Source organism: Streptomyces sp. NPDC054794 (genome assembly GCF_053611585.1).
The window spans coordinates 133,689-157,551 of sequence record NZ_JBSHAQ010000019.1 but is presented as its reverse complement, the minus strand read 5'-3'; the positions used below and the strand labels follow the sequence as shown (position 1 = coordinate 157,551).

At 70.2% G+C, this 23,863-nt stretch carries 20 protein-coding genes and 1 riboswitch; of the genes, 13 read left to right on the top strand and 7 right to left on the bottom strand.

Translation table 11 applies throughout. From position 1 onward, the window contains the following. Nucleotides 1–84 precede the first annotated feature (84 nt). The 3 genes from ACWGKT_RS21800 to ACWGKT_RS21790 all read left to right on the top strand — a co-directional run bounded on the left by ACWGKT_RS21800 (nt 85) and on the right by ACWGKT_RS21790 (nt 2,503). The gene (locus ACWGKT_RS21800; protein ID WP_453274988.1) at nt 85–1,374 is read left to right on the top strand and encodes a hypothetical protein; all 1,290 of its coding nucleotides are present in this window, start codon (nt 85–87) and stop codon (nt 1,372–1,374) included. 25 nt (nt 1,375–1,399) lie between these two features. After that, on the top strand, nt 1,400–1,864 hold the full coding sequence (locus ACWGKT_RS21795; protein WP_453274987.1) for a hypothetical protein: 465 nt from the start codon (nt 1,400–1,402) through the stop codon (nt 1,862–1,864). Between the two features lie 108 nt (nt 1,865–1,972). Continuing rightward, a complete protein-coding gene (locus ACWGKT_RS21790) occupies nt 1,973–2,503 on the top strand; it encodes a DoxX family protein (RefSeq protein WP_453274986.1) in 531 nt (176 codons plus the stop codon). 26 nt (nt 2,504–2,529) lie between these two features. On the opposite strand, the gene ACWGKT_RS21785 is transcribed toward ACWGKT_RS21790, so the two are convergent. After that, complete coding sequence (locus ACWGKT_RS21785) at nt 2,530–2,775, bottom strand: hypothetical protein (RefSeq protein WP_453274985.1); 246 nt, start codon at nt 2,773–2,775, stop codon at nt 2,530–2,532. After that, complete coding sequence (locus tag ACWGKT_RS21780) at nt 2,762–4,168, bottom strand: PspC domain-containing protein (RefSeq protein ID WP_453274984.1); 1,407 nt, start codon at nt 4,166–4,168, stop codon at nt 2,762–2,764. The genes ACWGKT_RS21785 and ACWGKT_RS21780 overlap by 14 nt, the downstream gene beginning before the upstream one ends. A 143-nt stretch (nt 4,169–4,311) precedes the next feature. Here ACWGKT_RS21780 and ACWGKT_RS21775 point away from each other — a divergent pair, with 143 nt between their 5' ends. The 5 genes from ACWGKT_RS21775 to ACWGKT_RS21755 all read left to right on the top strand — a co-directional run bounded on the left by ACWGKT_RS21775 (nt 4,312) and on the right by ACWGKT_RS21755 (nt 11,760). Beyond that, nucleotides 4,312–5,640 carry an ATP-binding protein gene (locus tag ACWGKT_RS21775; RefSeq protein WP_453274983.1) on the top strand — a complete coding sequence of 443 codons (1,329 nt, stop codon included), beginning with the start codon at nt 4,312–4,314 and terminating at the stop codon, nt 5,638–5,640. Beyond that, on the top strand, nt 5,637–6,368 hold the full coding sequence (locus ACWGKT_RS21770; protein ID WP_453274982.1) for a LuxR C-terminal-related transcriptional regulator: 732 nt from the start codon (nt 5,637–5,639) through the stop codon (nt 6,366–6,368). Before ACWGKT_RS21775 ends, ACWGKT_RS21770 begins: the two co-directional genes overlap by 4 nt. 61 nt (nt 6,369–6,429) lie before the next feature. Beyond that, a complete protein-coding gene (locus ACWGKT_RS21765; RefSeq protein WP_453274981.1) occupies nt 6,430–7,689 on the top strand; it encodes an AAA family ATPase in 1,260 nt (419 codons plus the stop codon). Further along, entirely contained in the window at nt 7,689–8,402 is a 714-nt protein-coding gene (locus ACWGKT_RS21760) for an RloB family protein (protein WP_453274980.1), read from the top strand. Before ACWGKT_RS21765 ends, ACWGKT_RS21760 begins: the two co-directional genes overlap by 1 nt. A gap of 58 nt (nt 8,403–8,460) precedes the next feature. After that, nucleotides 8,461–11,760 carry an N-6 DNA methylase gene (locus ACWGKT_RS21755; protein ID WP_453274979.1) on the top strand — a complete coding sequence of 1,100 codons (3,300 nt, stop codon included), beginning with the start codon at nt 8,461–8,463 and terminating at the stop codon, nt 11,758–11,760. Here ACWGKT_RS21755 and ACWGKT_RS21750 read toward each other — a convergent pair. Further along, complete coding sequence (locus ACWGKT_RS21750; protein ID WP_453274978.1) at nt 11,750–12,151, bottom strand: ATP-binding protein; 402 nt, start codon at nt 12,149–12,151, stop codon at nt 11,750–11,752. The genes ACWGKT_RS21755 and ACWGKT_RS21750 overlap by 11 nt on opposite strands. Before the next feature lie 117 nt (nt 12,152–12,268). Here ACWGKT_RS21750 and ACWGKT_RS21745 point away from each other — a divergent pair, with 117 nt between their 5' ends. The 3 genes from ACWGKT_RS21745 (at nt 12,269) to ACWGKT_RS21735 (ending at nt 14,634) form a co-directional block, all read left to right on the top strand. After that, entirely contained in the window at nt 12,269–13,087 is an 819-nt protein-coding gene (locus ACWGKT_RS21745) for a helix-turn-helix domain-containing protein (protein WP_453274977.1), read from the top strand. Next, nucleotides 13,084–13,332, top strand: coding sequence for a DUF397 domain-containing protein (locus ACWGKT_RS21740; RefSeq protein WP_453274976.1), 249 nt, complete (start codon nt 13,084–13,086; stop codon nt 13,330–13,332). The genes ACWGKT_RS21745 and ACWGKT_RS21740 overlap by 4 nt, the downstream gene beginning before the upstream one ends. 261 nt (nt 13,333–13,593) lie before the next feature. Next, nucleotides 13,594–14,634: a hypothetical protein gene (locus ACWGKT_RS21735; protein WP_453274975.1), complete on the top strand. Its 1,041-nt coding sequence runs from the start codon at nt 13,594–13,596 to the stop codon at nt 14,632–14,634. A 6-nt stretch (nt 14,635–14,640) separates the two neighbouring features. Here ACWGKT_RS21735 and ACWGKT_RS21730 read toward each other — a convergent pair whose 3' ends face one another. Further along, a complete protein-coding gene (locus tag ACWGKT_RS21730) occupies nt 14,641–15,735 on the bottom strand; it encodes an NlpC/P60 family protein (protein ID WP_453274999.1) in 1,095 nt (364 codons plus the stop codon). 397 nt (nt 15,736–16,132) lie between these two features. On the opposite strand from ACWGKT_RS21730, the gene ACWGKT_RS21725 reads away from it, so the two are divergent. Next, complete coding sequence (locus ACWGKT_RS21725; protein ID WP_453274974.1) at nt 16,133–16,498, top strand: hypothetical protein; 366 nt, start codon at nt 16,133–16,135, stop codon at nt 16,496–16,498. Between the two features lie 27 nt (nt 16,499–16,525). Here ACWGKT_RS21725 and ACWGKT_RS21720 read toward each other — a convergent pair whose 3' ends face one another. Together ACWGKT_RS21720 and ACWGKT_RS21715 are read right to left on the bottom strand one after the other, a co-directional pair. Continuing rightward, nucleotides 16,526–17,509 carry a tellurite resistance/C4-dicarboxylate transporter family protein gene (locus tag ACWGKT_RS21720; RefSeq protein ID WP_453274973.1) on the bottom strand — a complete coding sequence of 328 codons (984 nt, stop codon included), beginning with the start codon at nt 17,507–17,509 and terminating at the stop codon, nt 16,526–16,528. A gap of 175 nt (nt 17,510–17,684) precedes the next feature. Further along, nucleotides 17,685–18,887, bottom strand: a complete 1,203-nt coding sequence (locus ACWGKT_RS21715) for a C40 family peptidase (RefSeq protein ID WP_356145331.1) — start codon at nt 18,885–18,887, stop codon at nt 17,685–17,687. 8 nt (nt 18,888–18,895) lie between these two features. Next, a riboswitch (cyclic di-AMP (ydaO/yuaA leader) is annotated at nt 18,896–19,065 on the bottom strand. Between the two features lie 381 nt (nt 19,066–19,446). On the opposite strand from ACWGKT_RS21715, the gene pcrA reads away from it, so the two are divergent. Next, a complete protein-coding gene (pcrA, locus tag ACWGKT_RS21710) occupies nt 19,447–21,954 on the top strand; it encodes a DNA helicase PcrA (protein WP_453274972.1) in 2,508 nt (835 codons plus the stop codon). Between the two features lie 54 nt (nt 21,955–22,008). Here the strand turns inward: pcrA and ACWGKT_RS21705 are convergent, their stop codons facing one another. Beyond that, nucleotides 22,009–23,520 (bottom strand): peptidoglycan DD-metalloendopeptidase family protein, encoded by a 1,512-nt coding sequence (locus ACWGKT_RS21705; RefSeq protein ID WP_453274971.1) that lies wholly within the window; start codon nt 23,518–23,520, stop codon nt 22,009–22,011. Nucleotides 23,521–23,863 lie beyond the last annotated feature (343 nt).

Genomic DNA, 23,863 nt, shown 5'->3' with positions numbered 1-23,863 from the left:
GTTGCACGACGGCGGTGGGTCTTCGCGGAGACTGCCACCGGTCGTGCCCCCGGTCGTGGGTCATGGGGAAGGCGGGCGTCGGGCGTGGCGGTGCAGGAGGCGAGGCAGGGCGCCGAGAGGGGCGTCCACGGGGGTGCCCACGGAGGCGGCTGCGCCTGCGGGGACTGCCCGCACGGCGTGCGGGAGGGGCACCGGCGGGCCGTCGCCGAATTCCTGCTCAAGCGGGAGGAGTTCGCGGCCGGTCAGGGCCTGCCCGCGGCGGTTGCCCACTCCGCCTCCGCCTCCCGGCAGTGGGTCTCCGAGGAACTGACCCAGTCCGCCGAGGTCGTCGCCGAGCGCGGGCGCGCGGAAGGCGAGGCGTGGCTGGGCCGCCTGTGGCTGCGCACGCTGTACGTCCTGTGGGCGGCCGTGTTCCTGCTGCTCCTGGGGCAGTCCCTGACCGCGATCGGCGCGGGCTGGACGAGCGCGCGCACCGCCGGACTGCTCGCCGCGCTGGTGGTGGCCGGCACGCTGACCGCGGCCTCCTGGTTCCACCGGGCGCGCGGCGGGGCGCTGGCCCCCGTCATCGGCGAGGACAACCGCATGTCCACCTCCCGTACCGTGGCCGTGGCCTGGGTGCTGCTCGTGGCCTACGCGGTGCTGCTCCTGGCGGCCCGTCTCGCCGCCGCCTCCGACCACACCGAACGCGACGCGCTGATCTCCGGGCTCGAACTGGCCCGCGGGGCGGGTGTGGTGACCGTGCTGGCCGTGGTCTGCGGCATCGCGGTGCTCGTCCGCCGGGTGGTCGGTCTGCGCATCCTCGGCCAGCGGCTCCAGAAGGTGCGCGCGCACCGGCCCCGCGCGGCCGACCTGCTCACCGACGACTCCGGCCGGGGCGCCTTCGCCGACATCCAGTACGTCGTGATCAGCGCCGTGGCCCTGCTGTTCGCCGCCGTACGGCTCGCCCGCCGCCCCGACCAGCTGCCCGACCTGCCCTGGGGCCTGGCGGTGGTGGTCCTCGTCTCCTGCGCCACCTATGTGGCCGGCAAGTACGCGGAAGGCGGCCGCCCGGTGGTCCTCTCCGTGGTCCGCGCCCGCGAGGCCGGCGACCTGGACGGTCCGATCCGCACCGGCGACGACATCGAGATCCGCGGTGCCGGCTTCGTACCGCCCGGCGCCCGGTCCGCCGACCATCTCTCCCGCATGGTCGTCCGCATCGGCGCCGTCCACGTCCACGTCCCGCTGGTCCCGGTCAACGGCGGCTTCAGCAACCCCTCGGACACGGTCCTGACGGTTCCCGTACCGGCGGACGTGGAGCCCGGCTCGGTGGAGGTGCAGGTGGTGACGGCGGCCGGAGTGGCCACGAACCGCTGCGTGGTCGAGGTGACGGACTGACCGCAGCGACCGGAGCGACGAGCCGATGAGCGACGACATCCTGTCGGTGATCCCGACCGACCCGCACTGGCAGCCGGGGCCGGCGGCGGGCGAGCGGGCCGCCGCACTGGTGGCGGAACTGGCGCCCGGTCACCCGGACGGCGTCGAGGCCGAGATCGAGATCGACTGGTACGACGCCCTCACCTTCGTCGACTGCGGAGCCGATCTGCGGCGCGTCGGCTGCCCGCACTGCGGCGCCGCGATCGACCGCTCGTGGTACGACGATCTGCTCGACGCCCATGAGGACGGATTCCCCAGCCTCACCGTGAAGGTCCCCTGCTGTGACACCAGAACCTCCCTCGACCTGCTGGAATACGATGGACGCTGTGGTTTCGCGCGCTTCGAGATCGCCGTCTGGAACCCGGAGCGCCTCCGGTTCTCCGACGAGGAGCTGAGCGCCGTGGGCCAGGTCCTGGGACACCCGGTGCGGCAGATACGGACGCACCTCTGATCGTCCAGTCTTCAAAAAACGTCCGCACGGGGGTTGAGCGGACGCCGCTCGACGTACGTAAGGTCTGTTGAGGGGTCTCGGCAGGCGGGCGAGAGGCGGCTAGGAGCGATGACTCACAGCATTCGAACGGATACGCACACCCCCCATCTCGGCGGCGACCGGGACTGGCGGGACACCGCCACCCGCTACGCCCTCCTTCCTCTACGTGTCTTCCTCGGCGTCACCTTCATCTACGCCGGGCTCGACAAGCTGACCGACAGCGCCTTCATGAAGTCCGGCGGCTCCGGGTCGATCGGGGACACGATGCGCTCGGTCCGCGACTCCGCGGCCATCCCGGCCCTGGTCGACCTGGCCCTGAAGAACCCCGTCGGCTTCGGCTACGCCATCGCCTTCGGCGAGCTGGCCGTCGGCATCGGCGTCCTGGTCGGCCTGCTGGGCCGCCTCGCCGCACTCGGCGGCGCGCTGATCTCGCTCAGCCTGTGGCTGACGATCAGCTGGTCCTCCACTCCGTACTACTACGGCAACGACCTCGCCTACCTGATGGCCTGGCTGCCCCTCGTCCTGGCCGGCACCCCCTACCTGTCCCTGGACTCGGCCCTGCGCACCCGGCGCCGGCTGCGGTCGGGGGGCTATCGCTGAGCAACCGGTAGGACCGGCGAGCCCGGTCAGCCCGGTCCGTCGGTCCCGGCGGCCTCGGTCGTGTGCGAACGGCCGGGCCGCCGCCTTCTGCGTATGCCCTGAGTCAGGGCCGCCGTGGCGCCCGCGAGGCACAGCCCGCCCACCACGAGCGGAATGATCGCGAACCAGGGGGTCTCCCACAGCCCGTCCGCGTCACCGGCGTAGGCGACGCCCGCGAGAGCGAGAAAGACTCCGGCGACCAGCTTCCCGGGCTGGAACTCATGACGCAGCACGGCTCACCTCCGCCTGTCCGACGCCGACCTGGAGATCGAGGTCGAGCGTGCCCGCCTTCTTGCCGTCCGCCGTCGGTGACAGCGTCACGTTCTTGTGCTTGCCCGGCTCCACGTCCACGTCCCGCTTGTCCTCACCCGGCAACTGGATGTCGCCGACCCCCACATCGATGCTCAGCTTCAAGGTCACGTCCGGCGGCACGATCACCCGCAGTTTGCCCGCGCCCACGTCGGCCCCCGTCGACACGGTCTGCCCCGGGGCGACGTGCACCCGGCTCAGGTCCAGGGTGCCGACGCCCGTCCCGAGGTCGTAGGAGCTCCGCACCTCCGCGGCGGTGGCGGGCTGCCACGACGTGTGCGTCCAGTGGCTGGTGATGTCCTTGGGCAGGGTCGACGCCCCGGCGAGCAGGGCCGCCGTGACGATCGCGAGGAACACCGATCCCGCGCCCGTACGCCCCAGGAACGCGCTGACCGCGATCCCGAGCCCGAAGACCAGGAGCGCCCAGGACAGCCCGGCCTGCAGGCTGGTGCCCAGCGGATGCGTGTCCCACGTCGAGCCGGTGCCCGCGCCGCCGGCCAGCAGGGCGAACAGGAAGACCCAGCCGCCGATCCAGCGGGGGCCGCGCGGTCTCGGGGGCTCGGTGCGCGGGGCGCGTATGTCCTCGCGGCCGCCGCGGGGGGTGCCGAGGCCGATGTTGACGGCGGCCGCGATGTCCCGGTCGTACGAGTCGCCCGGGCCCCACAGATAGCCGGTGCCGCCGACGTGCGTGCCGTCCTTGACGATGGGGTCGCGCCACCACGAGGGGTAGGCGGTGGCGACCGGCGGTGCCTTGGCCTCCGGCGGCGCGTCGGCCACCGCCTGGGCGGCCAGCGGGTCGGGGTCGGGCGCGCCGCGCCGCTGCGACCAGTACCCGGCGCCCGCGAGGAGGAGGGAGACGACGACGGCGAAGGTGAGCACCCCGCCGTTCTTCAGCATCGTCAGGAACACACCACAGCCGACCAGCGCGAACAGCACCGCCGCCAGCGCCTGGCCGTCGACCCGGCCGGTCAGCAGCTTGCGGACCTCGTTCTCCTCCTCGTCGTCGTACGGCACGAAGAGCCAGGCGAACCCGTAGAAGATCAGCCCGATGCCGCCGCTCGCGGCCAGCACGGCGAGGGTGATCCGGTAGATCACCGGGTCCATGTCCGTGTGCCGCCCGAGCCCGGCGCACACGCCCGCGACCATCTTGTGGCGGCGGTCGCGGCGGAACTTGTGCGGCGCAGCGGCGTCCGCGCCGTCCGGCGCGTCCGCTTCCCCGGTCGCGGCGGGCGCGGCATCCGTCGGCCCACGGCCCGGATCCGGGCGCGGGCCGGAGCCGGGTCCCGGACCCGTCGCGGCGTGGTCGTGATCTGTCATGCGTCCATGGTGACGGCCCGGCCGCCGCGACGGCAGTCGGTACGACCCTGGCCGAACCCTGATATCGGCCCTGAGACGCCGCCGGTGAAGCGTTCGAGGACCTGCCCGTTCGAAGATCAGGGGAGTCTCGGGGGTGCACCCTGATGCTTCGCAACTCGGGCCGTGTGACCATCAATGGCATGCCGGAAGCCGCAGCAGCGCCCCTCGACGATCCGCGGCCACCGCGCAAGCTCTACCGCAGCAGCGACGGCCGCTGGCTCGGTGGCGTGGCGCGGGGCCTCGCCGGGCACCTCGGGCTGCCCGTGATCTGGGTGCGGCTCGTCTTCGTCGGCCTGCTCATGGCCGACGGCCTCGGCGCGCTGCTGTACGCCGCGTTCTGGTTCTTCGTCCCGCTCGGCGTCGGCGGCGTCGGCGGGCAGAAGCCGCCGTCCCTGGTCGGCACCGAGACCTCCCCGGACGGCCGCCGCAGACTGATCGCCCGCAAGCCGGACAAGGGCCAGATCGTCGCGCTGCTCCTCATGGTCGTGGTGGCCATGGTCTTCGTGAGCAACGTCAATCTCGGCAACGGAGCCAAGGCGTATCTCCTGCCCGCCGTCCTCGTCGGCGCGGGCGTCGCCCTGGTCTGGCGGCAGGCGGACAACGCCCGCCGGGCCCGCTGGGTCGAGGTCGGCCGGCGCCGCCGCACCCTCACGCTGCTGCGCGCGGGCGGCGGCGTCCTGCTCGTCACGGCCGGCGTCTCCGGCATCTTCGTGCTGCAGGGCTCCGCGGCCCACCTCGGCTCGGTCCTCCAGGCCGCCCTCGCGGTCCTCGTCGGCATCACCCTCCTCGCCGGCCCGTATCTGGTCCGGATGACCCAGGACCTCTCCGAGGAGCGCCTGATGCGCATCCGGGCCCAGGAGCGCGCCGAGGTCGCCGCCCATGTCCACGACTCCGTGCTGCACACCCTGACCCTGATCCAGCGCAACGCGGAGAACGCGAACGAGGTGCGCAGGCTCGCCCGCGCCCAGGAGCGCGACCTGCGCACCTGGCTGTACAAGCCCGAGGGCACCGGCAAGGACGAGGCCGACGAGCCCACCGCCCTCGCCGACGCGGTCCGGCGCAACGCCGCCGAGGTGGAGGACAAGCACGGCGTCCCCATCGAGGTCGTGGTGGTCGGCGACTGCCCGCTCGACGAGAGGATCGCCGCTCAGATGCAGGCCGCGCGCGAAGCGATGGTGAACGCCGCCAAGTACGGTGGCGAGGGCGGCGCCGTGCAGGTCTACGCCGAAGTCGAGGGCAGGACGGTCTTCGTGTCCGTACGCGACCGCGGTCCCGGCTTCGACCTCGACTCGATACCCGCCGACCGCATGGGCGTTAGAGAATCGATCATCGGCCGCATGGAGCGCAACGGCGGCACGGCGCGGCTGCGCGCGGTGCCGGACGGCGGCACGGAGGTCGAGCTGGAGATGGAGAGGGCGGAGAAGACGTCATGAGCGACGCGACCGAGGCGAACGGTACGGAGGGGGCACCGGAGACGGCCGGGTCCGGTGGCGCGGGCGGCCGTCATGTCCGCGTGGTCCTCGTCGACGACCACCGCATGTTCCGTACGGGGGTGCAGGCCGAGATCGGCCGGACCGAGGAGACCGGCGTCGAGGTGGTCGGCGAGGCCGCGGACGTCGACCAGGCGGTCTCCGTGATCACCGCGACCCGGCCCGAGGTGGTCCTCCTGGACGTCCACCTCCCGGGCGGCGGCGGGGTCGAAGTGCTGCGCCGCTGCGCCCCGTTGATGGCCGACGCCGAGCGGCCCGTCCGCTTCCTCGCGCTGTCCGTCTCGGACGCGGCGGAGGACGTGATCGGCGTGATCCGCGGCGGCGCCCGCGGCTACGTCACCAAGACCATCACCGGCACGGACCTGGTGGACTCGATCTTCCGTGTCCAGGAGGGCGACGCCGTCTTCTCCCCGCGCCTGGCCGGCTTCGTCCTGGACGCCTTCGCCTCCACCGACGCCCCGCCGGTCGACGAGGACCTCGACCGCCTCACCCAGCGCGAACGCGAGGTCCTGCGGCTGATCGCCCGCGGCTACGCGTACAAGGAGATCGCCAAGCAGCTCTTCATCTCGGTGAAGACGGTCGAGTCCCATGTCTCGGCGGTCCTGAGGAAGCTCCAGCTGTCCAACCGGCACGAACTGACCCGCTGGGCCACGGCGCGACGGCTGGTGTGACCGTCTGGTAGGTGCGCCTACGATCACACCGTTACGCTGTGCCCGACGGGAGGAGGGCTGCATGCTGCTGCGTTTCCGTACAGCGAACGTACGGTCACTGCGTGATGAGCAGGAGCTGTCCTTCGTCGTTCCAGCCAGTGAGGAATCCGACGCGGGGCGCACGGTCCCGCTCTCGGACGGCAAACAGCTGGAGATCTATCCGGTTCTCGGGGTCTTCGGCGCCAACGCCTCGGGCAAGTCGAACGTCATCACCGCGTTGAAGAAGATGAGAAGCGCGGTCCTGGACTCCTACGGGCTGTGGACCTCCTACACCGGTGTCCCTGAACGCGAGCCCTTCGCCCTTGACGCCGAGTCGGCAGGAGAGAGCACTTTCTACGAGGCGGACTTCGTCCTGGACGACGGGGTGCGTTGGACGTACGGGTTCGAGCTCGGGGATCGACGGGTCGAGTCGGAGTGGCTTCACGCCTATCCCAAAGGTCGTCGGCAGGTCTGGCTGGACCGGGACGCCACGAGGGACAACGTCTACGACTTCCCTGGCGACCGTGTTCAGGACCGGGCCCGTCTGGCACGCTCCACGCGCCCCAATGCTCTGCTCCTCAGCCGCGCCGCGAGCGACAACCATCCACAGCTGTCCCGCATTTACGACTGGTTCCGGTCGAACCTCTGGGACATCACTCCTGAGACCGAGCTGAAGGACCGGGAAGGTTACACGGCCCAGCAACTCCTCGACGACAGGAACAGCGAGCGGGTCCGGGAGCTGCTGAGAGTGGCTGACTTGGGCATCCAGGGTGCCGAAGTGGAACGTCAGCCGGGAGGCAGAGCCCCCACGGTGAGGCTGTTGCACGGAAGCGACCGCGACAGCGCGGTGGCCCTCGACTGGGCGAAGGAGTCGTTCGGCACCCGCTCCTGGTTCGCTCTGATCGGCCCGCTTCTGCTGGCTCTGGACAGCGGCGCGGTGCTGCTCATCGACGAGCTCGACGCGAGCCTGCACCCGAAGTTCGCGTCCGAGGTGGTCAGACTTTTCCAGGCACCCTGGTCCAACAAGAGGGGCGCCCAACTGCTCTTCACCTCGCATGATGCCTCTCTCCTGAAGAGTCCCCGAGGTGGGCGGCTTCTCGAACCGGGGCAGATCTGGCTGACGGAGAAGGACAAGCGGGGGGCCACCGAGCTGTACCCGCTGAGCGACTTCGACCCCACGCCGGAGGAAGACTTGGAGGACTCGTATCTGGCCGGTGCCTACGGGGCCGTACCGAATGTCGACCAGGGACAGATCGGACGCAAGGTGCTTACGGCACTGGCAGGGGAGGCAGAGCGTTCCTGATGGCGAGGGACAGGGGGCGGGACAATCCGGCACGCGTCAAGAAGCAGAGAAGGCTGCGCCGAGAGGTGTACGTCTTCACCGAGGGCGCGGTCACGGAACCGGGCTTCGTCACATTCGTGACGGAGAACGGCACCCGCAAGGAGCCCGATCACGAGATCGTCTGCAAGGTCGAGAACCGAAGCGCGCCGACCAAGCGACGCAAGCCGCTCCCCCTCGTGGAGGACGCCATAGTCAAGTGGCACGAGGTCCGGCGCGCTGCCAAGAAGGCCGGGATCGGGCCCGACGACTGGAACTGGCCGCAGGTGTGGTGCCTGTTCGACCGTGACCAGCACGAAGACATCCCCACGGCCTTCGCCAAGGCCAAGAGGGAGGACCTGTACGTCGCCTACTCCCACCCGTGCTTCGAGGTGTGGCGTCTGCTGCACTACCAGAACTACACGAGCACCTTCGGTGGGGTGTGCGACAGCGCGGCGAACCGCCTGAAGCTGCAGCCGGGATTCGCGCAGACCTATGGGCCTACGATCCGTTCTGTCTCCGAGGAACAGGCCAAGCACGTCATGCCCGGGCAGCTGAGTGGCCGGTACAAGACGGCGCAGCGTTACGCGGAGGGCCTCGCTGGCAGTCATGCCGGCCGCGCGGATCAGAACGGCTGGGATCCGTACACGAACGTGTGGCGGTTCGTCGAGGAGGGCTTGGACGTCTCCGACTACTGACCGCATCGCATCGCCATGGACCGAAGGAAGTCGATCAGCCACCAGGGGAGAGCCGCACGTGGCCAAGCTCACGCTCGCGCAGTTGGAACGCCACCTCTTTGCGGCGGCCGACATTCTGCGCGGCACGATGGACGCCGCCGAGTACCGCGACTTCATCTTCGTGCTGCTGTTCCTGAAGCGGGTCAACGACGAGTTCGAGGCGGCCCGCGAGGCGATCATCAAGGAGCGCCTCGCGGAGGGCGACTCCCAGGAGGAGGCGGAGGACGAGGCCGAGTCGTACCAGTGGTACTACGAACACGGCGCGATCTTCGTCCCGCCGGCCGCTCGCTGGGACCGACTTGCGGGCGCGGTCGACAACGTCGCCGGCGACTATCTCCAGCCCGCCCTGGACGCGCTTGAGCGCCACCCCGGCAGCGGCAAGCTGCGGGGCTTGTTCGCGCACGTCGACTTCAACCGCATCGGAGGTGGCGGCGCCCGCAGATCGGCCACGGAACTGGCCGACAAGCGCCTCGCCGCGCTGATCGACCACTTCGGCGGCGTCCGTCTGCGCGGTGAGGACCTTGAGTTCGCCGACATGATCGGCGTCGCGTACGAACATCTGATCAAGGAGTTCGCGGACTCGTCAGGCAGCAAGGGGGGCGAGTTCTTCACCCCTCGCCCCGTCGTCCGCATGATGGTCGAACTGGCCCGTCCGCAAGGCGACATGCGGGTGTACGACCCGTGCGTCGGCTCGGGCGGCATGCTCGTCCACGCCATGGAGTACGTCGACGAGCACGGTGGCGACTCCCGTAACCTGGGCCTGGCCGGCCAGGACGCCAACAGCGGCTCCTGGGCGATGGCCAGGATGAACCTGCTGCTCCATGGGGCGAAGAGGTTCTCCCTGGGCACCGGCGACACCCTCACCAACCCCCTCCACCCCGAGGGCGGCTTCGACCTGGTCCTCAGCAACCCGCCCTTCTCGATGGACTACAAGAAGGACGAGGTCCCGCGCCTGAAGCAGCGCATGCCGTACGGCGAGACGCCGGAGCGCGGCAAGGCGGACCTGATGTTCCTCCAGCACATGCTGGACATGGTGCAGCAGCGATCGGGCGCCGTCTTCACGGTCATGCCGCACGGCGTCCTCTTCCGGGGCGGCGCGGAACAGAAGATCCGTGCGAAGCTCCTGATGGAGCACGACCTTATCGAGGCCGTCATCGGCCTCGCACCCAACCTCTTCTACGGCACCGGCATCCCGGTCTGCGTCCTGGTCCTGCGCCCGCCCGGCCGGCGCCGCCCCGACCGCCGGGGCAGCGTCCTGTTCATCAACGCCGACCGCGAGTTCCATGTCGGGCGGGCCCAGAACACCCTGCGCCCCGAGCACATCGAGAAGATTGTCTCCACGTTCCACTCCTGGCAGGACGACGAGGTCTTCGAGGACGTACCTGGCTACGCCCGCGCCGTGACGCGTGACGAACTCGCCGACAGCGACTTCAACTTCGACATCCGCCGTTACGTCGACAACACCCCGCCGCCGGAACCGCAGGACATCCGGGCGCACCTGATGGGTGGTGTTCCGGTCGCCGAGATCATGGCGAGGAAACCGCTGCTCGACGCGTATGGCATCACGGTGCGGGACCTGTTCGCCCCACGTGAGCACGACCCGGCGTATGTCGATTTCCTACCGCCGGACGAGCGCCCCGACGCCTCTCGCCTGGCGGAGCTTGCGCAAGGGCAGGAAGCGAGGGTTCGGGACGCGTTCGAGAAGTGGTGGGAGACCGCTGAGGACCACATCGCGTCACTTCAGGCGGACGACCAGCCCGGTTCGAATCGGCAGCACGAAGCTCGACTGGCCGCCGTGCGGGCCTACTTGTTCGGCACTTTCGGAGACCGGCTGTGCGGCGGCGCGCTGCTGGAGCGGCATGCGGCCGCGGCAGCACTCAGCGGTTGGTGGGAGGGCATCAAGTACGAGGTGGAGGCGTTGTCGGCCCGCGGCTTCGACGGGGTCGTCGACGGCTGGGTTGCCACCGCGGAGGCGATGATCAGTCCTGAAGGCAGCGCCCCGGGCCATCGCTTTTCGGCGGAGGAGCGTCGTCAGGCATACCGTCAGAAGGTGGTCAAAGCCCTTGCCCCTGACTTTGTGCTGGCCTTGATGACAGCGGATGCCGAGTACGCGCTGTTGGACGCGCAGTTGAAAGCGGCGCAGGAGGCGGAAGCGGAGCTGGCGGCGACGGCGTCCTCGGGGCAGGCCGACGAGTCCGGGGGGTACGACCTGGAGTCGGCGAAAGCGTTGCTCGACAAGTCCGAGATGCGGGCGCTGAAGCGAGAGCGGATCGCGGCGAGAAGAGCGGTGACCGCGCTGGAAGAAACCTTCGCCTCGCGCCTTGAGAGGTCTCGCAGCGCAATGGCCGCGGCTGGGCAGATGCGTCGCGTTGTCTTCGACGTCCTGAAGAACGACCTCGCCGACAGGCTGGAGGGGGTTCTCAGGCTCAGACGCCACGAGCTTGTCCAGACGTATGGGAGGTGGCAGGAGAAGTACGAGCTCTCTTTCCGCGAGATCGAGAGTCAGCTGTACGGGACCTCGGCGGGCGTGGCCCAGAACAACCCCTGGTCCCAGGGCCGCGCATGGGAGCTCACGGCGGAGAGCGCGCGCTCCGCGTCCGGGCGGGAGCAGATCACGGCTGTCATCCACGAGTTGATCGATGCGGAGAAGTTCGCCGAGGGGGCGTTGGTCAAGTTGGAGTTCGATGAACTGACCTCCCCGCTCACGACGTTGACACCCGGCGCGACGGGAGAGGAGAGAGTGGAACGCCGTCCGTTGAGCGACGTGTTGAGGTCGGCGCGTACCGGGAGCGGGGGAAGGACCTCCGAGTCTGCGAACGGGATACCGGTGATCGGTCCGGGAAATCTGTCGGTCGGCGGCATCGACCTGTCACGGCTCCGTCGCTTCGATTCTGCCTCTGCTGCTGGGATCCCGCCCCTACTGGAACGCGGGGACGTACTGCTTACTGCCGTGACGCAGGATCAGGCATTCCGGGTCGCGGTGTGGGAAGAGCAGCTGCCCTTGGCGTCCTATAGCACTCACGTCGTATGCCTCAAGCCCCAGGCGACCTTGTTGACCTCTCACTACTTGGCGGCCTGGTTGCGACTTCCCCACGTGCAGAGGCGCATCTACGGCGTGGCGGGGTCACGCGTGGATGGGAGAACGGCCCTCAACGCGGCTCGGCTGCTGGACGTGGAGATAGAGCTGCCCAGCAAAGCAGATCAGGAGGCCCTCGGCCGCCAAGCCGAGGTCCTGCAGGAGCAGGGGAGGATACGACACTGTCAGCTTGCCAAACTGCGTCTGATCAGAGAGACGCTGACGAGCGTACTCACGGGCTGACCTTGTCCCGGTGGCTCAGCTCGAACCACACCTCCTTGCCGATGCCGCACTGCCTTCTGTCCGAGCCCCAGTCGTCCAGGGATGCCGTGCCCGGCGTCGGGAGTGTGTCGATTGCGTCGGTCACCGTCACGCGGATTCGGTCCTCCGTGACCGCGCAGCGGGCCCAGATTTCCCGGCCGGCCGGGACCTTCGCGTGGCGGTAGGCGTTTGTCATCAGCTCACTCAGGAGTAGTTCCGCCGTGTCCGTTACGTCCTGTGGCAGCCCCCAGGACGCCGCCTGTTCTCGGAACAGTGCGCGTGCCCTGCCCACGCTTCGGGCGCGGCGGGGCAGGCGCCACTCGATGTCCTTTGGGGCGGCCGTCGTGGGCGGTGGGGGCCACGGGGTCTGCATGCGTCGTTCATCCCTTGCGTTTGGCCAGACCACGGTCCCGGGTCGCGCGTAGCCTCACGAGTAACGGCGCAGGTACAGCGGGTGGTTGTACCCGTCGTGGACCCGGCGGAGGTATGCGTGTCGACCGCGGTGAACTCCCAGCCGCCGATCGCGTGGCGGTACTGCGGCAGCCAGATCAAGATGTGGCGTACAGAAGCGGGGATCGGTCGGGAGGCGCTGGCCAAGGAGGCCGGTTACGACTACGAGTACGTCAAGTCGATGGAGAACGGTCGTCGTCGGCCGACGCTGCGGTTACTGCAAGTCGCTGACCAGGCGTGTGGGGCGGGCGGGAAGCTCGTGGCGGCGCAGGAGTACCTGAAGCCGGAGCCGTTCCCGGCGCGATCGCAGGAGTTTATGGCTCTTGAGGCGGAGGCGATCGCCGTCTCTTGGTACGAACCCCTTCTCATCCCTGGCCTGTTGCAGACGGAGGCGTATGCCAGAGCACTGATCGGAGCCAGTTCGCCTCCGCTTGATGACGAGACAGTCAGTGAACGCGTGGCAGCCAGGCTACGCAGGGCTGATGCGGTGCGGCGCAAAGTCGGAGTGATGTATGGGTTCGTGGTCTACGAGGCGGCTCTTCGCACTGAGGTCGGTGGGAGTGAGGTGATGCGTGAGCAGCTTCGGCACCTCTTGGGCGTGGGTGAACTCCGCAATGTTTCGGTCCAGGTCCTGCCGTTCGGGCGCTGTAGCGGTGTCGCTCTCAACGGCAGCATCGTTCTTCTGGAGACGCCCGAGCACGAGCATTATGGATACATCGAGGCGCCAGAGGTCAGCGTCCTGCATGCCAGCCTCGGCAAGGTGAGTGCCCTGGCTCAAGCTCATGCGATGATCCGCATGCACAGCCTCAGCGTGGAGGAGTCGGCCACGTTCATCAGAAGGGTGGCGGAGAAACGATGAGCGAACGCCTGACCTGGTACAAGTCCAGCTATAGCGACAGCCAGGGCGGCGCGTGCCTTGAAGTCGCCCTCGACTGGCGCAAGTCAAGCCACAGCAGCGACTACACCGGCAACTGCGTCGAAGTCGCCACCTGCCCCCACACCATCCACGTCCGAGACTCGAAGCTCGGCACCCAGAGCCCCCGCTTCGCCGTGGTCGGGGCCGCCTGGACGGCGTTCCTCGCCTACGCCCGTACGGGCGCTTGAGCTTCGAGCGTCAAGGCCCAAGAGCCGAGCGCCGTTTGTGAGGAATGGGTGGTTGGTTTGAACCCGCCACCCACCCTCCCGTGCGGCACGGCCGTCTGCCGTCCAGCGCTCAACTCTCGCTCCTGCCAGCCGCCATGACTTTTCGTGACCAGCTTGCAACGCGCCGTCGTCACCCTCTAGCGTTCGCGACAACAAACAACCCCGGTCGGGTGCTACCAACACCCGCCGGGGTCTCACCTCAAGATCGAACAGGACGATCTCGTGGCTTGTGAAAACTCTAACGCCGCCCTGCCCACCCCCGCACACCCCGCGGCCAACCCCGGCTACGGAAAACGAACCGTCCCGGCCGAGCCCGACACCGCCTCCCGCGCCGCCGCAGACTTCTCGCATCTCCCCGCCCGCGAGGCCTACATCGCCGCGTTCATCGACCGGCTGCCCGAAGGCGCCGCCATGGACATCAAGAGCCTCGCCAAAGTCCTGCCCCTGTACGGCCAGCAGGCAGTTCGCACCGCCCTCAACGCTCTGTCCCGCGCCGGGCACCTGCACCGCGCCCGTGGCCTGGCCGCCACCGGCGAGAGCGGCACCCGCTGGGTCTTCCGTACGTACTGGTCCCGCACCGCACGGGACGACGCACGGTGGGCCGTCCTCCTCGAAGCCGGTGAGGCCACGGCCAGCCCATCCGCCGCGTCCGTCAACCCGGCGCCCGACCCCACCACCCCATCCACGGACGAGCCAGCCGCGCCCGCACCCACCGAGCCCGCCGCCACCACCGCCTACCGCGTCCTCGCCCGACTCGGCAGCCACGAACCCCGGCTCGCCCTGTCCGCCGCCGACTGCGAGGCCTTGGCCGACCTGGTCCTCCCCTGGCTGGAGCGAGGTGCGAGCACGGTCTCTCTCATCCGGGCCCTGACCGGCGGCCTGCCCGACACCGTCCACGCTCCGCGCGGGTTCGTCGCCCGGCGGCTGCGGGACAAGCTGCCGCCCGTACCCGCCTCCGTACCGGAGAGGGTCGTGGGCGAGCCCGAGCCCGTGCCCGGTATGGCGCGCCCCCGCCGTCTCATGCCGGAGTGCACCGAGTGCGGCGTCCCAGGGCGGCCCGCGGCCTTCGTCGGCGGACTGTGCCGGGGGTGCCGTACCGTCACGCAGGGCGCCACCGCTCCCTCGACCTCCGCCGCCTACGCGACGAGACCCGGTACGGAAACGAGCTGCCGGACCGCCGTCACCCTCGCCCGCGATGCTCTCGCTGCCCGCCACCGCGGCGGTCGGCAACCAGCCATGTCCTGTCCGGCCCCGGCAGCCTGAGTGCCCTCACACCACCCGCGTCGCCCCCGCGAACGGCATCTCGTCGAGCGGGGCCACGCGGACCGGTGCCGACGGGTTCGGGGCGTGGATCATCTGACCGTTGCCGATGTAGAGGCCGACGTGGCTGATCCCGGAGTAGAAGAACACCAGGTCGCCGGGGCGCAGTTCGGAGCGGGAGACGCGGTGGCCCGCGTTGATCTGGGCGTAGGTCGTGCGGGGGAGGGAGACCCCGGCGGAGCGGTAGGCGGCCTGGACGAGGCCCGAGCAGTCGAAGGCGTTGGGGCCCGTGGCGCCCCACACATAGGGGCTGCCGAGCTTCTGGTAGGCGTACGCGACGGCCGCTGCGGCCCGGGAGTCGGGGGCGTCGACGGAACCGGAGGCCGGGACGGAACCGGGCGGTGTGAGGGCGTCGCGGCTGTCGGCGGCCGACCGTGAGGCGTGTCCCGCCCCGGCGGCGTACGCCCCGCCGTCCGCGGTCACCCGCGACCGATCCCGCGGCGTCAGGCGGGACAGCAGCTCCCGCGCCTCGCCCAGCTTTGCGTTGATCGTCTTCTTGTGGCGCTTCAGTTCCGCCTGCTTGGACCTGAGCGAGCCGAGCTCCGTGTGCGCGGCTCCGCGCAGCTGCTCGATCTCCCGGAGCTGCTTGCGCACCCGCGACACGGTCTGCGACTGCCGGTCGCCCGCCCGCTCGGCGAACGCCGCCCCGTCCAGGTACTGGTCCGGGTCGTCCGAGAGCGCCAGTTGGACGGCCGGGTCGAGCCCGCCGCTGCGGTACTGCGCCGCCGCGATCGAACCGAGCGCGTCCCGCGCCGAGCTGAGCTTCACCTCCTTGCGGGCCGCCTCGTCCTGCAGCGACTTCAGCCGCCGCTCCGCCGCGTCCGCCTTCTCCTCGGCCCCGTTGTACTTCTCGGTGGCGACCTCCGCCTCCTGGTACAGCTTGTCCACCTTGGCCTTGACCTGCGCCGGCGTCAGCTGCGGCGCCGCCTGGCCGATGCCGTCGAAGGCCGTCGTGGTGGCCGCGCCCGCCAGGGCCAAGGTCACGGCCGCGCGGGCGCCGGTGCCGCTGAGCGGGCGCTGTCGGGGCTTGCGGTGCGCTGCCACCTGGATCGTCACGTCCTTTCGTCGACCGCGGGGACTGCGGTTCACACGTCCGGCGGCGGCCCGCACAGGGGGAGCGGGCCGCCGCCGGACTCTTTCTCGGCGGTGGTGACCGACGGCCGCCCCTGGCCCGGGCGGCGGTGGGGAGCCGGTCACCTGGAGGAGGACGCTAAACCTGACTGTGTCGGCTCGGTAACGCATGTACGGAAGTGGCGGCGCCCGACCGGCGGGTGACCGTATGTGACCGTGATCCGGGTCCGGCGCCGCCGCCTTCACGCAGAGCGATGACCGAAGCGGCGGTTCCGGGGCGCGCGGGGGCGGCGGGGTGCTATGGAGCGCATATATGCGAGCGTGGGGGCGGTGGCGGCGGGGCCCGGGCCCTTGATTAGGCTCCGGCCTCATGGACGTACTCATCCATCTCTTCGTCGGCCTGCACATCATCGGCATCGCCGCGCTCCTCGGCGGCTTCTTCACCCAGATGAAGGCGATGGGCCAGGGCACCGCCCGCTTCGTCCCCGCGATGCTGCACGGCGCGCTGACCATGCTGGTCACCGGTGTGATCCTGGTCGGCCTCAACCAGGCCGACGACCACCACCTCAACACCGTCAAGATCGGCGTGAAGCTGGCCCTGCTGATCGTGATCCTCGGGCTCGTCTACGTGAAGCGCGACGACGAGAAGGACGACGAGAAGGTGGACAAGGGCCTCTTCGGCCTGGTGGGCCTGCTGACCATGGCGAACATCTTCATCGCCGTGCTCTGGACGTGAGCCTCCTCGCCGCGGGCGTGAGCCGCCTCAGCGCGCGGCCCCGAGGCGCGCGGCCCTGATCCCGGCGCGGGCCGAGGCGACCGCGCCGGCGGCGACCGCGAGCCAGGCGGCCACCGCCAGCCACAGCAGCACCCGTCCGGGCCAGCGCAGCCACGGGATCCCCACGGCGGCCGAGACGGAGAGCAGGGCCACCGACGACATCCCCATCGGGAACACCGTCGCCCAGCGGCGCTCGTCGTAGCCGAGCCGGGGGCGGGCCAGCTCGGCGGAGAACAGGACGACGTACCAGGACAGGTCGAGGACGATCAGCGTCAGGCTCACCTCGCGCAGGACGCCCCGGTCGTCGTCGTTCCACAGGTACAGGCGCGCGCTGTCGGCGGAGAGCAGTTTCGCCGCCGCCAGTGCCGAGATGGCCAGCGCGCCGCCCGCGATCCAGTGGTCCCCGGCGCCCTCGACCACCTGCCACAGGTCGAAGTGGGCCAGGGCGACCCCGTAGAGCACGAGCCCCAGCCAGAACAGCACCAGCGCCGCGTGCGCGAGCCAGGCCGTCGCCTCGGTCCCGGCCAGGGTGGCGGCGAGTACGGCGATGCCCTGCGCGGCCACGCAGCACAGGAACACCGCGCCCGGCATGCGCCGCCGCCAGTGCCGTATGCCGAGGACGTGCAGCACCGGCCACAGCACCGCGGCGAGGGCGAGGAGCGCCTCGGCCAGGACCGGCCGGCCCAGCGTGGCGAAACAGGTGCCGAGCACGGCGGTGGCGGCGACCGCGGTGAGCGCGACCGGCGTCCGCGCCTCGGCCAGCCAGCCCTCGCGCTCGCGCAGCAGTCGTACGACGAAGTCCGCGGCCAGCACCGACCAGCCCACGCAGGCCAGCGCGAGGGCGATCCGCGACAGCGGCTCGTGCCCCGCCAGACGCAGTCCCGTCGACACGATGCCGGTCGCCATCACGGCAGCCCCGGCCGCCGGCGGACGCCGCGCCCACCAGGCGCGCAGGGGTGAGGTGCCGGGCATGGCCCGATGCTAGGGAGCGCCGGGCGCGTGACGAGCGCTCCACGCGCGCGTGCGCCACGAAAAGCGTGCGAGTGGACCACGCGCGCGGGCACAGTCGCGCGAAGCGGGTCCCCGGCGCCCAGTCAGGCCTGAGCGCCGGAGCCCAGCGGCACACGCAGGCGTGCGCGTCCGCCGCTCAGGCGGGCCGCACCACGCTGTGGATGATCGACGAGCCGGCGTAGTAGATCGACTCCTCGCGGACGTAGGCGCCCGGCTTCGGGGCGTGGATCATCATGCCGCCGCCGATGTAGATGCCGACGTGGCTGATGTCGTCGTAGAAGAAGATCAGATCGCCGGGCCGGGCGTCCGCGAGGGAGACCGTGGTGCCGGCGTTGACCTGGTCCCAGGTGGTGCGCGGGAGGCTGACGCCGGCGGCCTTCCAGGCGGCCTGGGTGAGGCCGGAGCAGTCGTAGGAGCCGGGGCCGGTGGCGCCCCAGACGTACGGCTTGCCGATCTGGGCGCGGGCGAAGGCGAGCGCCTTGTCGGCCTTGGCGGTGGACGTGGAGCTGGGCGTCGACGAGCCCGACCCGGTGGAGGTGCCGGTCGACGAGCCGGTGGACGGCGACGGCGAGGGGGACGCGCTCGCCGCCGCGTCCTTCTTCCGCTGGGCCGCTTCCTCGGCCGCCTGCTGCGCGGCCTGCTGCTTCGCGAGCTCGGCCGCCTTCCGCGCGGCCTCCTCCTGCTTGCGCTTCTCGATCGCGGCGAGCCGCGCCTTCTCCTCCGCCGTCAGCTTGGACAGCAGCTCCCGCGCGGTGGAGAGCTTCGTCTGGACGGTGGCCTTGGCGGTCTTCAGCTCGCTCTGCGACTCGTTGAGCGTCTCCAGGCTCTTGGCGGCCTCCTGCCGCTTCTTCATGGTCGCGGACTGCTGCGTGACGTAGTCGTCGACCGCTTCCTTCTGACGCGAGGTCAGCCGGTGCATCAGCTGGGTCTGGTCGAAGTAGTCCTGCGGGGAGTCCGCGAGCAGGAAGGTGGCCGTGTCGGGGGCGGAGCTCCCGGTGCGGTACTGGGCCGCGGCGAAGGTGCCCAGTTCCTCACGGGCCTTGTTGAGCTTGTCCGTGCGCCGGGCCACGTCGTCCAGCAACGTGTCGACCTGCTTGCGCTGCTTGCCGGACTTCTCCTTGGCCGAGTTGTACTTCTCGGTCGCCGACTCCGCCTGGCGGTAGAGGTCGTCGACCTTCTTCTCGACCTCCTCGATGCTCGGCTTGCCGTCGGTGGACGGGGTGGCGTTGGCCGTCTGGGACAGCAGGGCCACCGAGGTGAGGGCGGCGGTGGCGAGGGCGGGGGTGCGTATGCCTGCTACGAGGGGGCTCGGGGGGCGCGACTTGCGGTGCGACGCCAAGGGAGGCGACTCCTTCCATGTTCCGCCTACCGAGTTAGCTGTCGGGTTCGGGCGGGTGGTTCGGAAGGGTTGCCCTACGGCCGGTCCCCGAAGGGAAGTCGGACCGATTCACCCCAAGGTCGGTGGGTCCCCGGCTCCGGCTGCCGCGAGGAGGCGCCGGACTCGGCGGAGGCCGTGCGGCCCGGCGACGTTCGCCGGTGGGGGTCGTACGGCCTGCCCGGAACGCTAGCCAACTCGTGTGGCCCCTGTGAAGGTTGATGTGCGATATGCCCGATACATTTTCGTGACCTTGACCATGGATTTCGCGCACCGTGCTCAATCCGGAGTGACATGCGACGACTTGTCCGGAGCCGCGACACCCGTCCGCTTCGTAGCGTTACCGGCTCGCTGGTCATGGTTCGGGTGCCGTGGCGGCGTGGAAGGTCGGTCGTTCACCTGGTGTGACGGAACGACTCCGGAGGGCGGGAAGGTGTCCGATGGCCGGATCCGGAAGATCCGGGGCCGCTGATTTCCGGGGTGGCCGCGGGTTGTCAGTGCGGCGCCCTAGACTCGGAGAGCGATGAGCAGCCTCTTTGACGAAAGCTTCCTGGCGGATCTCCAGGCCCCCCGCGGGCACGCGGAGGAGCCCCCGCCGCCGCCCGAGGACGATCACGCTCCGGAGTCGATTCCGGACGATCTGTTCGGCGGGAAGTTCGACGTGCCTCCGGACCGCGACTCCCACTACCGCGACGGGGCCCCGCGCCCGGTGCTCGACGCGGCCGCGCTCCTGGAGGGGCTGAACGAGAACCAGCGTGCGGCCGTCTCGCACGCCGGCTCCCCGCTGCTCATCGTGGCCGGCGCCGGCTCGGGCAAGACCCGCGTGCTCACCCACCGCATCGCCCACCTGCTGGCCGAGCGGCACGTCCACCCGGGCCAGATCCTCGCGATCACCTTCACCAACAAGGCCGCGGGCGAGATGAAGGAGCGCGTCGAGCAGCTCGTCGGTCCGCGCGCGAACGCGATGTGGGTGATGACCTTCCACAGCGCGTGCGTGCGCATCCTGCGCCGCGAGAGCAAGAAGCTCGGCTTCACGTCGTCGTTCTCGATCTACGACGCCGCCGACAGCAAGCGCCTGATGGCCCTGGTCTGCCGCGACCTGGACCTCGACCCCAAGCGCTTCCCGCCCAAGTCCTTCAGCGCCAAGATCAGCAACCTGAAGAACGAGCTGATCGACGAGGAGGACTTCGCCGCCCAGGCGTCCGACGGTTTCGAGAAGACCCTCGCCCAGGCCTACGCCATGTACCAGTCGCGGCTGCGCGAGGCGAACGCCCTCGACTTCGACGACCTGATCATGACGACGGTCAACCTGCTGCGCGCCTTCCCGGACGTCGCCGAGCACTACCGCCGCCGCTTCCGGCACGTCCTCGTCGACGAGTACCAGGACACCAACCACGCGCAGTACGCCCTCGTGCGCGAGCTCGTCGGCACCGCCGAGCACCCGGTGGACGTCCCCCCGGGCGAGGGCGACCTGCCGCCCGCGGAGCTGTGCGTCGTGGGTGACGCCGACCAGTCGATCTACGCCTTCCGCGGCGCGACGATCCGCAACATCCTCCAGTTCGAGGAGGACTACCCGAACGCGACGACGATCCTCCTGGAGCAGAACTACCGCTCCACGCAGACGATCCTGTCCGCCGCCAACGCGGTCATCGAGCGCAACGAGTCCCGCCGACCCAAGAACCTGTGGACCAACGCGGGCGCGGGCGCGCAGATCACCGGCTATGTCGCCGACACCGAGCACGACGAGGCGCAGTTCGTCGCCGACGAGATAGACCGTCTCACGGACGCGGGCGAGGCGAAGTCCGGCGACGTCGCCGTCTTCTACCGCACCAACGCCCAGTCCCGTGTCTTCGAAGAGGTCTTCATCCGCGTCGGCCTGCCCTACAAGGTCGTCGGCGGTGTCCGCTTCTACGAGCGCAAGGAGGTCCGGGACGTCCTGGCCTACCTGCGGGTGCTGGCCAACCCGGAGGACTCGGTCCCGTTGCGCCGGATCCTCAACGTGCCCAAGCGGGGCATCGGCGAGCGCGCCGAGGCGATGATCGACGCGCTGGCCCAGCGCGAGAAGATCAGCTTCCCGCAGGCGCTGCGCCGCGTCGACGAGGCGTACGGCATGGCCGCGCGTTCCACGAACGCCGTCAAGCGCTTCAACGTGCTGATGGAGGAGCTCCGCACGATCGCCGAGTCGGGCGCAGGACCGGCCACGGTCCTGGAGGCCATACTCGAACGCACCGGCTACCTCGCCGAGTTGCAGGCCTCCACCGACCCGCAGGACGAGACCCGGATCGAGAACCTCCAGGAACTCGCCGCCGTGGCCCTGGAGTTCGAGCAGGAGCGCGGCGAGGACGCAGGGACACCGGGGGCCACCGCCCCGGGGAGCACGCTGGCCGACTTCCTGGAGCGGGTCGCGCTGGTCGCCGACTCCGACCAGATCCCGGACGAGGACGAGGACGGCTCCGGGGTCATCACCCTGATGACCCTGCACACCGCCAAGGGCCTGGAGTTCCCGGTCGTCTTCCTGACCGGCATGGAGGACGGCGTCTTCCCGCACATGCGCGCCCTCGGCCAGACCAAGGAGCTGGAGGAGGAGCGGCGCCTGGCCTACGTCGGCATCACGCGCGCGCGGGAGCGGCTCTACCTCACCCGCTCCGCTCTGCGCAGCGCCTGGGGACAGCCGTCGTACAACCCGCCCTCGCGCTTCCTGGAGGAGATTCCGCCCGCCCACGTCGAGTGGAAGCGGACGGGAGCGGCCGCGCCCGTGTCCTCGGGACCGGCGTCCGGTGTGGCGGCCTCGCTGTCCTCGTCCCGCTCGCGCTCGTCGGCGGCGGGTGCGTCCGGGTTCGCCACGAAGAGGGTCTCGTCGAAGCCTGTGGTGTCCCTGTCCGTCGGGGACCGCGTCACCCACGACCAGTTCGGACTCGGCACGGTCCTCGCGGTGACGGGCGCGGGGGACAACGCGCAGGCGACGATCGACTTCGGCGACGCCAAGCCCAAGCGGCTGGTGCTGCGGTACGCGCCGGTGGAGAAGCTGTAGGACCCAGGAGGCGGGCCCGCACGTGGTGGGCCCGCAGATGGCGGGGGCCCGGCTCTATGTCGGGTCGAGGCCGTGGCTGCGCAGCCACGGGAGCGGGTCTATGGCCGCGCCACCGGCCGGGCGCACCTCGAAGTGCAGGTGCGGGCCGGTCGAGTTGCCCGAGTTGCCGGAGTACGCGATCGGGTCACCGGCCTTGACGCTCGTACCGGAGGCGACGCGGTAGCTGGAGAGGTGGCAGTACCAGGTCTCCGTGCCGTCCTTCGCCGTCACGATCAGCATGTTGCCGTACGCGCTGTTCCACTTGGTCGAGACGACGCCGTCGGTCGCGGACATCACGGTCGTGCCGTACGAGACGGGGAAGTCGATGCCCGTGTGCACGGACATCCAGTTCACGCCGGCCTGGCCGAAATAGGCGCTGAGCCCTTTCTGCAGAACCGGAAGCACGAACTTGGGGCGCAGCCGCTCCTTGAGCGCCGCCTCCGCCGCCGCCTTCTTCTTCTCGGCCACCTGCTGGGCCTTGAGGTCGATGCGCTCCTGCGTGCGGCTCGCGCGGTCGGCGAAATCGTCGGCGCCGGCGGAGAGGTTCTCCAGCTGGGTGTCCAGCTTGTTGTTGGCGGCGGACGGTTTCACCGACTTCGTCTCCGCGGCCGCGGTGGTGGTGCCCTTGTCGCCCCCGGTCAGACCGGCCACGGAGGCGGCGGCGATCCCGGCGACCCCCATCACACAGGCGGAGGGCACGGCCACGGTCATCAGCGCGGAGCGCCTGGCGGGCGTGCGGCGGCGGGAACGCGCCGCGCCGCGCGAGCCCGCGCGGGTGGCCGGAGCCGGGGTGAACTCCTCCTGGTCGTCGAGGAGGGGTGTCACGGCGGGCAGCTCACCGGTGGAGGCCAGGTCGCCGTTCTCCTGAGACGTTTCCTCAAAGGAGTCGTCGTCGTACGGGCCGTCCTCGTAGGCGGCGTCCTCGTAGGAGGTTGCGTCGTACGTGCCGTCCTCGTAGGAGGTCTCCTCGTACGGAGTCTCCTCGTAAGCGGCTTCCTCGTACGCGGCTTCCTCGTACGGGTGGTGCTCGGGCTCGGCGGCCACGGCGGCGCCGTCGGTGTTCCACTGCGTGGCGTCGTAGGCGCCGGTCTCGAAGCTCTGCGTGCCCCATTCCCACTGCTGGGTGGGGCCGGCGGCGGGCTGCTCGGGCTGGAGCCAGGCGTTCGCGTCCCACTGGCCGCTGATGTCGTTGCCGGTGGCCTGCGCGGGGATCGTCCACGCGGTCCCGTCGTAGGTGCCGCTGTCGTAGGCGGCGTGGTGCTGGGCCGCGTACGGGTCGTGGTGCGCCGTCTGGTGGCCGCTGGTCTGCCAGTGCGTGGCGTCGTACGCGCCGGTCGCCCGGCCCTCGCCCGGGAGGTTGCCGAAGAGGGGGTCGCTCTCGAAGGTCGTCGTGGCGTGGGCGCCGGTCGCGAAACCGCTCGCGTCGTAGCCGCCGTACGTGGTGAAGTCGCCGTACGAGGCTTCCTGCCCGCCGTACGACGCGTAGTGCGCCGAGGCGGCATCGGAAGCCGGAGCCGGGGTGGTCATGCTCCCCGACGGGTGACGGTCGTTCACCAACTTCTCTTTCGCCTCGACAACAGGGGCTGCCAGAGCAGTGCGGCGACTGTACCCGGCGGTACGCGGGCGCGACAATCTTCGACAGGTTTCGCGCTCGAAGGAAACGGGCATTCGGCCGTGTTTCGGCGGACCTTGGACGCGGCTTTGGCTTTGTGTTCGAAGAGCGTTCGATGCCGGCGGCCGTCCGGCAGCTGTCGAGCGGCCATCCCCCGGCTAAGTCGGGGGGGACGGGGGGGGGGGTGGGCGGCCCCGCCCGCCCCCCCCAATGGCCCCGGACCGAGCGATTAAAAAAAAAAAAAAAACCCACCAACAA

Excerpts from the sequence above, each read along its gene's own strand:
- ACWGKT_RS21795 (WP_453274987.1), top strand. The coding sequence starts at position 1,400 with ATGAGCGACGACATCCTGTCGGTGATCCCGACCGACCCGCACTGGCAG.
- ACWGKT_RS21750 (WP_453274978.1), bottom strand. The coding sequence starts at position 12,151 with ATGCAGACCCCGTGGCCCCCACCGCCCACGACGGCCGCCCCAAAGGAC.
- ACWGKT_RS21720 (WP_453274973.1), bottom strand. The coding sequence starts at position 17,509 with ATGCCCGGCACCTCACCCCTGCGCGCCTGGTGGGCGCGGCGTCCGCCG.
- ACWGKT_RS21765 (WP_453274981.1), top strand. The coding sequence starts at position 6,430 with ATGCTGCTGCGTTTCCGTACAGCGAACGTACGGTCACTGCGTGATGAG.
- ACWGKT_RS21790 (WP_453274986.1), top strand. The coding sequence starts at position 1,973 with ATGACTCACAGCATTCGAACGGATACGCACACCCCCCATCTCGGCGGC.
- ACWGKT_RS21705 (WP_453274971.1), bottom strand. The coding sequence starts at position 23,520 with ATGACCACCCCGGCTCCGGCTTCCGATGCCGCCTCGGCGCACTACGCG.
- ACWGKT_RS21770 (WP_453274982.1), top strand. The coding sequence starts at position 5,637 with ATGAGCGACGCGACCGAGGCGAACGGTACGGAGGGGGCACCGGAGACG.
- ACWGKT_RS21740 (WP_453274976.1), top strand. The coding sequence starts at position 13,084 with ATGAGCGAACGCCTGACCTGGTACAAGTCCAGCTATAGCGACAGCCAG.
- ACWGKT_RS21725 (WP_453274974.1), top strand. The coding sequence starts at position 16,133 with ATGGACGTACTCATCCATCTCTTCGTCGGCCTGCACATCATCGGCATC.
- pcrA (WP_453274972.1), top strand. The coding sequence starts at position 19,447 with ATGAGCAGCCTCTTTGACGAAAGCTTCCTGGCGGATCTCCAGGCCCCC.
- ACWGKT_RS21780 (WP_453274984.1), bottom strand. The coding sequence starts at position 4,168 with ATGACAGATCACGACCACGCCGCGACGGGTCCGGGACCCGGCTCCGGC.
- ACWGKT_RS21775 (WP_453274983.1), top strand. The coding sequence starts at position 4,312 with ATGCTTCGCAACTCGGGCCGTGTGACCATCAATGGCATGCCGGAAGCC.
- ACWGKT_RS21760 (WP_453274980.1), top strand. The coding sequence starts at position 7,689 with ATGGCGAGGGACAGGGGGCGGGACAATCCGGCACGCGTCAAGAAGCAG.